We start from the raw sequence: 13,989 nt of genomic DNA on the forward strand, positions 1-13,989 counted from the left end.
ATTTCATGCCGAATGCATGAAACACCGGATGGACGAATAGCTGCATAGAGCAACATTCGCCACGCTCCCGCGTGCGATGTTCGGGGCGGGTTTTAGCCCTCTCCTGCACAGAATGCAAGCCTTAAAGTACGCGCAAACACAGGTAAAGTGAACCCACGAGACGATCACAATTCACCGCGGACGCCCCCAATCAGATTTCTTCGGCAAACTCGACACCCGGGATCGCCCCAACAGCACCAATAAGGGATGGCCCCACCTTATAGGTTTCTTCAAGTTCAAGCTCGGCAATGCGCCCATCAGAACAAACAGATGTCAAACTAACCAAACCACGTCCTTTTCCGGCCTGTTCCAGCAATTCACGTATTTCAGGAACCGGGTCGGGTCGGTTCAGACGAATACGAATGCCTTCTGCAGCCCCGGAAACCGCCTGTTCAAGATCTTCAACGCGCTGCCCCTGAATGCGAAGCTGTCCTTCGCGCATTTCGGTCGCAACAATCAACAACACCGGTCGTCCAGCATTGATGACCTCTTTATACGCAGCCCATGCTTCCGCCCAAAACGCGACCTCAAAGCTACCGGTCGGGTCCGAAAACATGACAAACGCAAATTTCGATCCATTTTTTTTCGAAATCATTTCACGCGCATTGATCAATGTACCGGCAAGCTTGATTGACCCTTTGTTTTGCGCACGCATACGCGCGGGCAATTCCTTGATCGGGGCAATACCGATCCGCTGGATGCTTTTGCCAAAGGTATCAAGTGGATGGGCGGACAGATAAAACCCAATGGCCGAGAATTCCTCGGTCAGTTTTTCCATTGGCACCCAATCGCGCCCTTCCGGCAATTTAATGGTGTCTTTACCAAATCCGCTATTGTCACCAAACATGCTGATCTGATCGTCATTTCGGGCTTGCATCTCGCGCTGGGATACGGCCAAAATCTTGTCAATATTCTCAAACATAATGCGGCGATTGTCGCTCAGGCAATCAAGCGCCCCTGCCCGCACCAGATTTTCAAGCAAACGCTTGTTCAGCGCGCGACTGTCGATACGGGATGCTAAATCGGTCAGATCCTTGAACGGGCCATTTGCTTCGCGTTCGGAAACCAGACTTTCCATCGCGGCATCACCAACATTTCGCACCGCCGCCAATGCATAACGTATCTTGCGAACACCATCATAACTTTCAACCGAAAACGCGACTTGCGAATGATTGATGCAGGGCGGCAGGATTTCAATCTCAAGACGCTCGATCTCCTGCTTGAAGATCGCCAGCTTCTCGGTGTTATGCATGTCAAGGGTCATCAGCGCGGCCATGAATTCGACCGGATAGTTCGCCTTTAGATATGCCGTCTGATACGCGACCAGCGCATAGGCCGCCGCATGCGATTTGTTAAAGCCATAGGACGCAAATTTTGCGACCTGATCAAAGATGTCAGACGCCTGACTGCGGGGCACCCCGTTCTTTTCCGCCCCGCCAACGAAAAGCGACCGTTGCTTTTCCATCTCCTCGGCGATCTTCTTACCCATGGCACGACGCAGCAAATCTGCACCGCCAAGCGAATAACCAGACATTGTCTGGGCAAGCTGCATGACCTGTTCCTGATAGATCATGATGCCATAGGTTTCTTCAAGGATCGGCTGCAACATCGGATGCATGTAATCAGGTTTTTCCAAACCATGCTTACGCGCAATGTAATATGGAATATTATCCATAGGCCCCGGACGATACAGCGCCACCACAGCGATAATATCTTCAAGCGTATCAGGCTTCAGACCGCGCAGGACATCTTGCATCCCCTGAGATTCAAGCTGGAAGACACCAACTGTCTCGGCCGCAGATAACAGCTTGAACGACGGCCTGTCATCAAGTGGAATCGCACTGATATCAAAGTCTTGCGGGACGTCTTTTCGTTGAAGCATCAACTTGATGGCTTCGACAATCACCGTCAGTGTCTTAAGTCCCAAAAAGTCGAACTTCACCAAACCGGCATTTTCAACATACTTCATGTTGAACTGCGTCACCGGCATATCCGAACGCGGATCGCGATAAAGCGGCACAAGCTCATCTAAGTCTCGGTCACCGATCACCACACCGGCCGCATGCGTCGACGAGTTGCGATAAAGCCCTTCGATCTGCATTGCGATATCTAAAAGACGACCAATATCAGGGTCTTCACGCGCAATCCGGCGCAAATCCGGTTCCATCCCGATGGCTTCTTTAAGTGGGATTGGCTTGGCTGGATCGCCCGGAATCATCTTACAAATTTTGTCGACATAACCGTATGGAATGCTCAGGACGCGGCCAACGTCACGCACGGCGGCCTTGGCCTGCAGCTTACCAAACGTGATGATCTGAGCGACCCGGTCATGACCGTATTTGTCCTGCACGTATTCGATCACTTCACCGCGCCGATCCTGACAAAAATCAACGTCAAAGTCAGGCATGGAAACACGTTCCGGGTTCAGAAAGCGTTCGAACAGCAGCGAAAACCGCAACGGATCAAGATCGGTAATCAGCAAGGAATACGCCACAAGCGACCCCGCCCCGGAACCACGCCCCGGACCCACCGGAATTCCATGTTCCTTGGCCCACTGGATAAAGTCGGCAACGATCAGGAAGTAACCCGGGAACCCCATTTGATTGATAATGCCAAGCTCGTATTCCAGTCGCTCGACATAGGGTTTTTTGATTTTCTGTTTTTCTTCCTCGGACATTTCCGGAGTATAGATATATTTTTCAAGCCGCCCGTTCAAACCTTCAAAGGAATTATGCCGCAATTCATCGACCTCGGTTCGACCTTCACCGCAGTCAAAGGGCGGCAAGATCGGATCGATTTTTTCAACATGCCATGAACACCGCTTGGCGATTGCCAATGTGTTGTCACAGGCCTCGGGAATATCGGCAAAAAGGGCGCGCATTTCCGACGCCGTCTTAAAACGATGATCCGGGGTCAGCTTCCATCGATCATCCTGTCCAACGACCGCGCCCTGCCCGATACAGATGAAAACGTCGTGCGCTTCATACATATCGACCTTTGGGAAAAAGCAATCATTGGTCGCAACCAGCGGGATGTTATGATCATAAGCCAGCTTGATCAGGCCAGGTTCCACCTGTTCCTCGATCAATTCGCCGTGGCGCTGTAATTCGATATAAAGGCGATTGCCAAATATACCCGAAAGCTTTTTCAGGCAGGCTTCGGCCTTATCCATCTGCTCTTCGGCCAATAGGCGCGCCAATGGCCCGGTTGGACCACCTGTAAGGCAGATGATATTGCCACTGTATTTTTCGATATGTTCGTAAAGTGCCTTGGGGTCACTGCCAGCTTCGCTGGTCATATGCGCACGCGACACGATTTTCAAAAGGTTGAAATACCCAGCATCGTTCTGCGCAATTAGAACCAGATTGTCCGGGTCTGGTTCGCGGGCGATTTTCCCGACAACAGGTGTATCACCAAACCGCTCGACACCGATCTGGACCCCCAAAATCGGTTGCACACCCGCACCACTGACAACCCCCGAAAAATCGAGTGCGCCAAACATATTGTTGGTATCGGTCATGGCAACGGCAGGCTGGCCATCCTCACCGCACAGTTTCGCCAGTTCTTTCGTCGTGATGGCACCTTCGGCAAGCGAATAGTTGGTGTGAACACGAAGATGGACGAAACCGTTTTCCATCGCAGTAAAACCCCGGAAAATAATTGGCAAAGACAGAAATGCCGCCGCCCTGGAACATTCAGGGCGCGCCATTTCGACAGCTTAAAGAATTTGGATCAATTACGAAAGGCTATCAGGATCAAGTTCGACAAGATGACCGTCGCGCAACGTAACAACCCGATCCATTTGGCGTGCCAGTTCCGGGTTATGGGTCGCAATCAACGATGCCAACCCCGTTTCACGCACCAACGTCATCAACATCCCAAAAACCGTAGCAGCCGTATGCGGATCAAGATTTCCCGTCGGTTCATCTGCAAACAACACATCAGGTACATTGGCCAGTGCACGTGCAATCGCTACACGCTGTTGCTCGCCGCCTGACAACCGTGCCGGACGATGCTCCGAACGATTTTCAAGACCAAGGCACCGCAAAAGCTCCAACCCGCGCTCGGTAGCTTCCGAACGTTTCAGACCATTGATCATCTGCGGTATGACGACATTTTCAATCGCCGAGAATTCCGGCAGCAAATGATGATACTGATAAACGAAACCGATATGCTTGCGCCGCATCTCGGTACGCGCCAGATCGGAAAGGTCGGTGCTGCGTTTGCCGCCGATGGAAACCAGCCCACGATCAGGCTTTTCCAACAAACCGGCAATCTGAAGCAAGGTCGATTTACCCGCCCCCGACGGCCCGACCAAAGCAACAATCTCGCCCTGATGGATTTCCAGATCGACAGATTTCAGGATTTCAAGTTGATCCGGGCCCTGATTAAAAATCCGGTCAATTTTTTCTAGCCGTAACACGACTTTTTTCGACCGTTCACCGACCGTTTTCTTGACTTGATCATTCATAACGAAGGGCCTCCACCGGATCGAGGCGCGACGCCCGCCATGCCGGATAAATGGTCGCCAGGAAAGACAGGGTCAGCGACATCACGCAAACCAGAACCACCTCGCCAACATCCATATCGGCCGGAAGCTGTGACAGGAAATAAATTTCGGCATTGAACAGGTCCGTACCGGTCAGGGTCTGAATGAACTGACGGATATTTTCAATATTCAGACAGAACAGAACACCAAGAAGCAACCCGCTTAGCGTTCCAAGAATGCCAATAGACGCCCCGGCCAAAAAGAATATCCGCATGATCGACGACCGCGTCGCCCCCATCGTTCGAAGGATCGCAATGTCGCGGCCCTTATCTTTGACCAGCATGACCATGCCGGAAATGATGTTAAACGCCGCCACCAGGATAATCAGCGTCAAGATCAGGAACATCACATTACGTTCGACCTGTAACGCATTGAAAAATCCGGAATTTGATTGCTGCCAATTCACCAATCGCAATCTTTCACCCGACAGATTAGATAAAAGATCATTCATGCTTGATGATAAATAAGACGGATCATTCAGCATCACTTCAAAATGCGAAATCTTTTCCGGCATTCGGAAATAGGTCTGGGCTGCACCAAGCGGCATAAAGATAAAACCGCTGTCATATTCATACATACCAATATCAAACAGCCCGACCACCTTATAGGCCCGGACACGCGGCACAGACCCAAACGCGGTCACATTGCCTTTTGGCGAGATCAGATTGACATCGTCACCAACCCCAACACCAAGCTTCATCGCAAGGCGCGCCCCCATGATAATGCTGTCATCGCCTTTAAAGTCATCAAGCGAACCAAATACGATATTGCTCGCGATGGTATCACGCTTGGCGATATCTTCCGGGCGGACACCGCGCACAATGGCACCACTGGCCCGGCCGTTTTTCGATGCCATCACTTGGCCTTCGACAACCGGGGTAACGATCAATACGTTACCGGTTTCTGCAATTTTCTTTTCAATCGCATCGTAATCGGGCAAGCCGTCCGGATTTTGCGCGTAAACCGAAATATGTCCGTTCAACCCCAGAATACGTCCCAGCAATTCGGCCCGAAAACCATTCATGACCGACATGACGATGATCAGGGTTGCAACGCCCAGCATGATGCCAAGTAACGAGAAGATGGCAATGACGGAAACAAAGCCTTCTTGCCGACGGGGACGCAGGTAGCGAAAGGCCACCAAACGTTCGAACGGACTGAACATGCGCAAATGATCCTTGTGGAAGTGGGATAAATACGGAACGCAGAAACGCCCATAAATCAGGACGGGGCAGCCCGGGGCTGCCCCGTTTCAAAGATCGCCGTTACGCGCCGACCTGTTTCAGCGCAGCTTCGAGCGTGACTTCTGTCCGCTCGCCGGATTTACGGTTTTTAAGTTCGACAATACCGGCTTTGAGGCCTTTGGGGCCGATCACGATCTGCCAAGGCAAACCTATCAGGTCCATATCGGCAAATTTGCCACCAGCACGGATATCGCGGTCATCATACAAAACATCGATCTTGGCATTTTGCAGCTTGCCATAGACGTCCTCACAAGCCGCATCACAGGCATCGTCGCCGGTACGCAGATTGATCAAACCAACCTTGTATGGTGCAACGGCTTCGGGCCAGATGATGCCATTTTCGTCATGGGATGCCTCGATCAAGGCACCAACCAGACGCGAGACACCAATACCGTAGGACCCCATCATTACCGGGACTTCCTTGCCATCCGGGCCAAGAACCATGGCATTCATCGGTTCGGAATATTTTGCACCAAAGTGGAAGATATGACCAACTTCAATACCGCGGGTCGCGATTAAATCGTCACCGGCAACCGGTGTATTGGCCGGGTCATGCTTCTCTTCGGTAGCAGCATAGTCTTCAAGAACCGTCTGGACCCAGTTTTCAAGACCGGTACGATCATTGAGATCAACCCCCTGGCCTGACAGATCTTTATTCAGCCATTTCTGGTCACAGAAGACTTCGCTTTCGCCGGTCTCTGCCAAAATGATGAATTCATGGCTAAGGTCGCCGCCAATCGGACCGGTATCAGCCACCATCGGAATGGCCTTCACACCAAGACGGGTAAAGGTCCGGCAATAGGCCAGAAACATCTTGTTGTAGGCGTGACGCGAGCTTTCGTAATCAATATCGAACGAATACGCATCCTTCATCAAGAATTCACGTCCCCGCATTACGCCAAAGCGCGGGCGGATCTCGTCACGGAATTTCCACTGAATATGATACATCAACTGCGGCAGTTGCTTGTATGACCGGACATCCTTGCGGAAGATGTCGGTGATGACTTCCTCGTTGGTCGGGCCAAACAGCATTTTACGATCATGACGGTCGGTAATGCGCAGCATTTCCTGACCATAATCTTCGTAGCGACCACTTTCTTGCCAAAGTTCGGCTGGCTGGATCGTTGGCATCAGCAATTCATTGCAGCCAATCGCATCCTGTTCTTCGCGTACGATCTGTTCGATCTTTTTAAGAACGCGGTAGCCAAGTGGCAGCCAGGAATAGATCCCTGCGGAAAGCTGACGCACCATACCGGCGCGCAACATCAGTCGATGGGAAGCGATCTGTGCTTCTGCCGGCGTTTCTTTGAGGGTCGGCAGAAAGAACTGGGAAAGACGCATCAATGCCTCGTGATGATCAAGCTGAAAATGTCAGGTATATAAGAAACCTTGCCCGGAAAATGCGACAGCACAGCCCGAAACGCAAGCCGGAACTTGCCAAGATCGCAGGATCACCCGATCTAGCGCCCAATCATGGCGGAGTTGGGAAAACATACTGGCATTTTCAGGCCTGCTGTTATCGGAAGCCCGCGGCACGGCATGCCGCGATCAATTCATCCTGCCCGGCCTCGTTGCCAAGCGGGGTATCATTGAAATAAACCCGCCCGTTGCGATAGGTAATCTTGCCAATACTAGACTCGCCACTGACACCATCCGGCACAGAAATTCCGGAAAATTTAAAGAAATCGATGGTCACCGGAAACTCGATTTCTTTGGGCAGGGCATTTAAAATCTGGCTGCCGCCATCCAGATCAGCCGGTGCCACCTTGTTTCCATGCACATCCACGCCGGGCTTATAGACAACCTCATCATCGGGAACGTAACTTACCAATGCTTTGCAAGCTGACCGCGATATCGTGATGGTCGGCTTTGCGGGTTCGTCCTTGTCTAACGCCTCAGCATCGGATGATTTTTGAACATCATCAGGCTCAGGAAGCGGGGATTCGCCCTGTGCCAAAACTGCCGTTGAAAATGTGCAAATCGATACTGCCAGACACGTCCGAATGGCAAAACGCATCGCACAATCGCCGGTTTTTATAGAGTACATTGGTATAAAACTCTTCATCGTGCAGGTTCTTCCTATATATGTGCGGTGCAGCATCGAATCATTTGTGAATTTTAGTCAAAACATCTTGCATAAAAATGAAATATGTGGCTTTTTGGCTTTCCGCCAACGACGTAAGATCGTTGCGGGAGATGTCCGCAGCCGCTCATAAAATTGCGGGAGGCTTTGTTGCCAATAAGCATACAAGAAGCAGGCGCGACATCGAAATAAAACCTGTGCTTCGAGCCCAGGTCTAGGAGGAAGTAAAAAAAGATTACGGGAAAACAGCTATTAAAATAGCATCTTAGCAAGATCCTTGTGATCTTGCTTTTTTTTTGGCTACGGCTCCCTGCCCCGCATTTTTGTGCATTACGTAAACAAAAAACCCCGCAGCATTTTGCGGGGTTTATTTATTTCAGGGCGGCCCCGAAAACCTTATTGCGGCGGACGGACTTCTATCATGCCACTGGTAATCACAAAATAGGCCACAGCCCACAGAATTGCCGAGATTAAGCTGGTCGCCAGAACCTTTTTCCACATATGTGGTTTTTGCGGCGCACCGCTGTCATGGCCGGGCTGTACATTGTCTTCGCGCTTCACGCCGACAGGCAACACCATAAAAAGCACCAGCCACCAAATCACGACATAGACAAGGATCGCGGAAAACCAGTTCATGGGGCACTCTTTTCTTGGTTACGGGAAAGCGTGTTCAACGTTGGATGGCTGACAGTCATAACGCCCGGCACGAAACGCAACACCGGGCGCAAAAATCAAACTGTAAAATTCAGACCTGTTCAAGTTCAACAAGCGTTCCGTTAAAATCCTTGGGATGCAGGAACAACACGGGTTTGCCGTGGGCGCCAATTTTCGGTTCGCCATTGCCAAGAATGCGGGCGCCATTTTGTATCAACTGATCGCGTGCGGCCAAAATGTCTTCAACCTCATAACAAACATGATGAATGCCACCCGATGTATTCTTGTCGAGGAACCCCTTGATTGGTGAATCATCACCAAGCGGATAAAGAAGTTCGATTTTGGTATTGGGCAATTCAACAAATACGACAGTTACCCCGTGATCGGGCTCGTCCTGCGGGGCGGTTACCTTTGCGCCCAGAACATCCCGATAAAGCCGGATGCCTTCTTCTAGGTCCGGAACCGCAATCGCCACATGGTTCAGCTGTCCAATCATGTTCTACTCCTGCAATGTGATCTGCCCGATCACCGACAATCTAGGATGCAAGCAATGGCAAAGACAACCGCGTATTTGGTTAAACAAAGGTATCAGCCATCAAACCATCAAAGGTCTGGGCGGCTAGCTTTTTTCATTTACGCGAGCAATGTGAACTTCGATCAGCGGACGTTTGCCAAGTTTCTGGCGGACTGGACGACGAAGGGCCTGACGAATGGCAAGAGTGACAGCAGCATCATCGAGAACTTCGTCATCATTTAACTGATCAACACGGTTGCCAATCTCGGCAGCAAAGTGATCAAGCCGGATATCGTCACCCGGTTCGTCAAACAGGCTGGGGGCGGTAATCATCGGATCACCGACCGTTTCACCAAACTGATTGAGCACTACGGTCACAAACATCACACCGTTCCAGACAATGCGATTGCGATTGCGGATGGTATCGGCATCACGTTTAAGCAGGCGGCCACCATCAAGGCACAATACGCCACTTTCGGCGACACCGATGACATGCGCACTACCTGGCGACAGACGAATAACCGTGCCATCATGCGGGATCACCTGTTCGGGGATCTGACATTCGGCACCAAGGGCCGCTTGTTCGCACAAATGGCGGGTTTCACCGTGAACCGGCACAAGGATTTTCGGACGGGTCAGTTGATACATCCGCGCCAAGTCCTGACGCCCCGGATGGCCGGAAACATGGATAGGCTCGTCACGGGCCGTAATCACCCGAATGCCGCGTCGTATCAAAAGGTTTTGGATATAACCAATGGATTTTTCATTCCCCGGAATTTCACGGGCTGAAAAAATTACGGTATCGCCGGAGTCAAGCTGAACCGTCGGATGATCCCCTTTGGCAATACGAGACATCGCCGCGCGTGGTTCCCCCTGCGACCCGGTGCAAATCATCAACACCTGATCCTTGGGAACCTCCATCGCGTCTTCATCGGTCAAAAGATTGGGGTAGGATGTCAAATAACCAACGGTTCGCGCCACCTCGGTCACACGGTTAAGGGAACGCCCGGCCAAACCAACACAACGATTGTTTTCATGGGCGGCTTCTATGATCGATTGCAGACGGGCAACATTGGTCGCAAAACAGGCGATCGCGATACGACCCTGCGGTATCTTGGCAAAAAGTGCTGAAAGATTTTTAGCAACTTGCGCTTCTGAACCGGTTTGGCCTTCGGAAAAGACGTTGGTTGAGTCACAAATCAACGCCATGACGCCCTCGTCGCCCAAGGCTTCGAGCTTTTTGACATCCGATGCATCGCCAATCTGGGGATCGGGATCGAATTTCCAGTCACCGGTATGAACGACAAGTCCCTTGGGGGTCCTGATCGCCAAGGCATTCGGTTCAAGGATCGAATGGGTCATGGTGACAAATTCGATATCAAACGGGCCTTTTTTAAACCGGCCGCCAAGCTCGATCACATGGATCGGCACCTGATCTGCAAAATCGGTTTCGGCCAGTTTGGCTTTCAGAAATTCAGCCGCAAACGGCGTTGCATAAATCGGGCATTTCAACCGCGGCCATAGATACGGTACGGCACCAAGGTGATCTTCGTGTGCATGTGTCAGGACCAGGCCAAGAAGTTTGTCTTTGCGATCTTCGATAAAAGACGGATCAGGCATGACAACATCAACACCGGGCAAACCTTCCTCGCCAAAGGAAACGCCCATATCGACCATCAACCACTGATCGTCATATCCGTACAAATTGAGGTTCATGCCAATTTCGCCAGATCCCCCTAGCGGCACGAACAGCAACTCGTCTTTCGGCAAATACAAATCCACGGATGGTCACCCTTGTCTTTCAGCGATGAGAAACACTATCGCGGGCCAGGCCCGCGTCAACGAAATGGTATATGTTACAGCACAGTCTAATTTGTTTTGTTGCTGTTGCGACGATAAATCATCAAAAGCCCCAGCATCGTCAGATCGCTATGCAGATGTTCGATCTCGTCCATGACCTTGGCAAATAGTGGTGCCAACCCGCCGGTGGCAACGATTTTCATGTTATCGACGCCCTGATCCTTGCGAATACGGGCCAGAAGCCCTTCGATCATCGCAACATAGCCCCAATAAACCCCGGACTGCATGGCTTCAACGGTGTTTTTGCCAACAACACTGCGCGGTGCCTCGATCGCCACCATTGGCAACTGAGCCGCCGCCATATGCAGCGCCTTGATCGACAAATTAACCCCCGGCGCAATCACACCACCAAGGTAATTACCCTCGCCATCGATAACATCGAATGTTGTCGCCGTCCCGAAATCAAGCACCACAAGCGGACCGCCAAAAATCTTATGCGCGGCAACCGCATTTACCAATCGGTCAGCCCCGACTTCGCTTGGCCGATCCATGATGATCTTCATGTCCAGATCAACTTCAGGATCACCGACGACCATTGGTTCGACATTGAAATAACGCCGACACAGGGTCTTAAGACTAAATTCCGCGGCCGGCACGACGGTTGCGATAATCGCCCCTGTGATCGCGTCTGCCGGCACATCGGTTAACGTAAACAGGTGGTGCAGCCACACGCCAAGTTCATCGGCCGTGCGTTCCACCGTCGTCGAACAGCGCCACTGCCCTTTGATCTTATCACCGTCAAACACAGCGAAAACGATGTTGGTATTCCCGGCATCAATCGCCAGTAACATGATGTTTCGGTGCCTCCCCGTTGTCGTCCCGAGGCGGGATCTTGTTAATTTAAGTTTTGAAAAACACTTCGCCAGCCCCGATACGATGCTCGGTGCCGTCTGTTTCTCTTAGAACAAGTGCCCCGTCATCATCAAGCCCGACAAAGGTTCCCTCCAGCGTACGCTGGGTCAAGCGTGCAATGACCGGTTCACCAACACCATATGCCCGGGTTAGCCAAGCTTCGCGGATTGGTGCGAAACCTTGTGCTTCCCAAATTGGCAGCCAATGGGCGATGCGGGCCACATAAGTCTGCAACACATCCTTGACCGATGTCGGCGCGCCAAGAGCGGCAAGTGATGTTGCCGGGCGTTCAGCATCATCGGGATAGAACGCCACATTGACCCCGGCACCAATCACCAGATAATCGGTTTGCGTCCCGTCATTGGATGCACTTTCCAAAAGAATACCGGAAATCTTGCGCCCATTGACCATCAAATCATTAGGCCATTTACAATCAGGTCGAATTTGATTGCCGCTGACCATTTCGATGGCTTCGGCCATGGCAACCGCGATCAGGAATGTCAGTTTGGCGGCTTCGAATAACGGACAATCAGGACGCAGTAAAAGCGAGGAATACAGATTACCAACCGGTGAAGACCATGCCCGACCACGGCGCCCCCTGCCCGTTGTCTGTTGCCGGGCCCAAATAAGGGCGCCACTTTGGGCGCCCTTATCAGCAAGGCGTTTCGCCTCATCATTTGTACTGTCGATCACGTCGAGTTCGTGAAGATAAAAACCTTCCGGAAGCCGGATCGTCGGCTTGGTCATCCTATTGTCCGAACAAAGCCGACGCAGCAGCGCCTGCACTATCCATCAGCGGGTTCGGGAAGAACACGAAAACCAGCATGACAATCGTGGCAACAGCCATGATCACGTTCATCTCGGTGCCGTTTTTGTCAAACGCTTCGACCGGTTCGTCGAAATACATCACCTTGATGACCCGCAGATAGTAATAGGCACTAACGACCGAGGTCACGAGACCAATCACAGCAAGCGTCACAAGACCGGCATCAACGGCAGCCTTAAAGACATAGAACTTGCCAAAGAACCCGGCGAGCGGCGGAATACCGGCCATCGAGAACATCAAAATGGCGGCAACAGCAGCCATCAGTGGCTTGGTCTTGGCAAGACCGGCCAGATCGGTGATTTCCTCGACCATGCGATCATTACGACGCATCGACAGGATAACCGCAAAGGTACCGAGGTTCATGACAAGGTAAATGCCCAGATAAACCAGAACCCCCTGCACGCCTTCGGCGGTACCAGCCGCAAGGCCGACCAATGCGAAACCAACATGACCAATCGAAGAATAGGCCATCAGACGTTTGATATTATCCTGACGGAGCGCTGCGAACGAGCCCCAGACCATCGACAGGACCGAAACCATAACGATGATCTGCTGCCAATCGGCAACGACACCGGCAAACGGGCCTACCGCGACGCGAACGAACAATGCCAGACCGGCAATTTTCGGGGCAACGGCAAAGAACGCTGTAACCGGGGTCGGTGCGCCTTCATAGACGTCCGGGGTCCACATATGGAACGGAACCGCAGAAACCTTGAAGCACAGACCGGCAAACATAAAGGCCAAGCCAACAAGCGTTCCAACCGAAATATCACCACCAGTCATGATATCACCAAGGACGACAAAGTTAGTCGTGCCGGTAAAGCCATAAACCATCGACATGCCATACAGCAACATGCCCGAGGCAATTGAACCCAGAACAAAGTATTTAAGGCCTGCTTCCGTTGCACGCACCGTATCGCGGCGAATGGCCGCAATAACGTAAAGCGCAAGCGACTGAAGTTCGAGGCCAAGATACAGCGACAGCATATCGGTTGCCGAAACCATCGCCATCATGCCGACCGTTGCCAGCGTGATCAGGATCGGGAATTCAAACCGCGACATGTTTTCACGTTCAGCAAAGTTCATTGCCATAACGATGCCAAGTGACGATCCGATCAGGATCAGTACCTTGGCGAATTTGGCAAAGGCATCAGCCGTGAACTGACCATAGAACGCCACCCCGCCATCGCCCATAACGACAAGCACGAGTGTGACAATCTGGGCAAGAACAGCAAGCCATGAAACAGTGCGGAATGCCTTATCCTTGCCGGTAAAGACACCCAGCATCAACAGGGCCAATGCTGAAACAGCCAAAAACATTTCGGGCAGTGCCGCCCCGAGGTTGAGCATAGAAACTCCCATGTTCAT

The 13,989-nt window shown here is 51.8% G+C and carries 11 protein-coding genes; all 11 read right to left on the reverse strand.

The window, feature by feature from the left end; genetic code table 11:
• Positions 1 to 190 precede the first annotated feature (190 nt).
• The 11 genes from dnaE to nuoN all read right to left on the reverse strand — a co-directional run bounded on the left by dnaE (position 191) and on the right by nuoN (position 13,983).
• The gene (gene dnaE, locus TALK_RS07490) at positions 191 to 3,676 is read right to left on the reverse strand and encodes a DNA polymerase III subunit alpha (protein WP_085617467.1); all 3,486 of its coding nucleotides are present in this window, start codon (positions 3,674 to 3,676) and stop codon (positions 191 to 193) included.
• Positions 3,677 to 3,775: 99 nt separating this feature from the next.
• Positions 3,776 to 4,510, reverse strand: coding sequence for an ABC transporter ATP-binding protein (locus tag TALK_RS07495; protein WP_085617469.1), 735 nt, complete (start codon positions 4,508 to 4,510; stop codon positions 3,776 to 3,778).
• Positions 4,503 to 5,753, reverse strand: coding sequence for a lipoprotein-releasing ABC transporter permease subunit (locus TALK_RS07500; RefSeq protein ID WP_085617471.1), 1,251 nt, complete (start codon positions 5,751 to 5,753; stop codon positions 4,503 to 4,505). Before TALK_RS07500 ends, TALK_RS07495 begins: the two co-directional genes overlap by 8 nt.
• 100 nt (positions 5,754 to 5,853) lie before the next feature.
• Positions 5,854 to 7,173, reverse strand: coding sequence for a proline--tRNA ligase (proS, locus tag TALK_RS07505; protein ID WP_085617473.1), 1,320 nt, complete (start codon positions 7,171 to 7,173; stop codon positions 5,854 to 5,856).
• A gap of 175 nt (positions 7,174 to 7,348) precedes the next feature.
• Entirely contained in the window at positions 7,349 to 7,879 is a 531-nt protein-coding gene (locus TALK_RS07510) for a hypothetical protein (protein ID WP_245829760.1), read from the reverse strand.
• A 432-nt stretch (positions 7,880 to 8,311) separates the two neighbouring features.
• Complete coding sequence (locus TALK_RS07515; RefSeq protein ID WP_085617475.1) at positions 8,312 to 8,551, reverse strand: DUF1467 family protein; 240 nt, start codon at positions 8,549 to 8,551, stop codon at positions 8,312 to 8,314.
• 109 nt (positions 8,552 to 8,660) lie between these two features.
• The gene (mce, locus tag TALK_RS07520; RefSeq protein WP_085617477.1) at positions 8,661 to 9,065 is read right to left on the reverse strand and encodes a methylmalonyl-CoA epimerase; all 405 of its coding nucleotides are present in this window, start codon (positions 9,063 to 9,065) and stop codon (positions 8,661 to 8,663) included.
• 123 nt (positions 9,066 to 9,188) lie between these two features.
• Positions 9,189 to 10,865, reverse strand: coding sequence for a ribonuclease J (locus tag TALK_RS07525; RefSeq protein ID WP_211274780.1), 1,677 nt, complete (start codon positions 10,863 to 10,865; stop codon positions 9,189 to 9,191).
• An 86-nt stretch (positions 10,866 to 10,951) separates the two neighbouring features.
• Complete coding sequence (locus tag TALK_RS07530; RefSeq protein WP_085617479.1) at positions 10,952 to 11,734, reverse strand: type III pantothenate kinase; 783 nt, start codon at positions 11,732 to 11,734, stop codon at positions 10,952 to 10,954.
• Positions 11,735 to 11,783: 49 nt separating this feature from the next.
• On the reverse strand, positions 11,784 to 12,542 hold the full coding sequence (locus TALK_RS07535; RefSeq protein ID WP_085617481.1) for a biotin--[acetyl-CoA-carboxylase] ligase: 759 nt from the start codon (positions 12,540 to 12,542) through the stop codon (positions 11,784 to 11,786).
• Position 12,543: 1 nt separating this feature from the next.
• Positions 12,544 to 13,983 (reverse strand): NADH-quinone oxidoreductase subunit NuoN, encoded by a 1,440-nt coding sequence (gene nuoN, locus TALK_RS07540; protein ID WP_425444021.1) that lies wholly within the window; start codon positions 13,981 to 13,983, stop codon positions 12,544 to 12,546.
• Positions 13,984 to 13,989: the final 6 nt, after the last annotated feature.

Source organism: Thalassospira alkalitolerans (assembly GCF_002115745.1).
GTDB classification, from domain to species: domain Bacteria; phylum Pseudomonadota; class Alphaproteobacteria; order Rhodospirillales; family Thalassospiraceae; genus Thalassospira; species Thalassospira alkalitolerans.

What these genes read in the sequence shown, in the direction of transcription:
- dnaE (WP_085617467.1), bottom strand. Translation starts at nt 3,676, where the DNA reads ATGGAAAACGGTTTCGTCCATCTTCGTGTTCACACCAACTATTCGCTT.
- TALK_RS07495 (WP_085617469.1), bottom strand. Translation starts at nt 4,510, where the DNA reads ATGAATGATCAAGTCAAGAAAACGGTCGGTGAACGGTCGAAAAAAGTC.
- TALK_RS07500 (WP_085617471.1), bottom strand. Translation starts at nt 5,753, where the DNA reads ATGTTCAGTCCGTTCGAACGTTTGGTGGCCTTTCGCTACCTGCGTCCC.
- proS (WP_085617473.1), bottom strand. Translation starts at nt 7,173, where the DNA reads ATGCGTCTTTCCCAGTTCTTTCTGCCGACCCTCAAAGAAACGCCGGCA.
- TALK_RS07510 (WP_245829760.1), bottom strand. Translation starts at nt 7,879, where the DNA reads ATGTACTCTATAAAAACCGGCGATTGTGCGATGCGTTTTGCCATTCGG.
- TALK_RS07515 (WP_085617475.1), bottom strand. Translation starts at nt 8,551, where the DNA reads ATGAACTGGTTTTCCGCGATCCTTGTCTATGTCGTGATTTGGTGGCTG.
- mce (WP_085617477.1), bottom strand. Translation starts at nt 9,065, where the DNA reads ATGATTGGACAGCTGAACCATGTGGCGATTGCGGTTCCGGACCTAGAA.
- TALK_RS07530 (WP_085617479.1), bottom strand. Translation starts at nt 11,734, where the DNA reads ATGTTACTGGCGATTGATGCCGGGAATACCAACATCGTTTTCGCTGTG.
- TALK_RS07535 (WP_085617481.1), bottom strand. Translation starts at nt 12,542, where the DNA reads ATGACCAAGCCGACGATCCGGCTTCCGGAAGGTTTTTATCTTCACGAA.
- nuoN (WP_425444021.1), bottom strand. Translation starts at nt 13,983, where the DNA reads ATGGGAGTTTCTATGCTCAACCTCGGGGCGGCACTGCCCGAAATGTTT.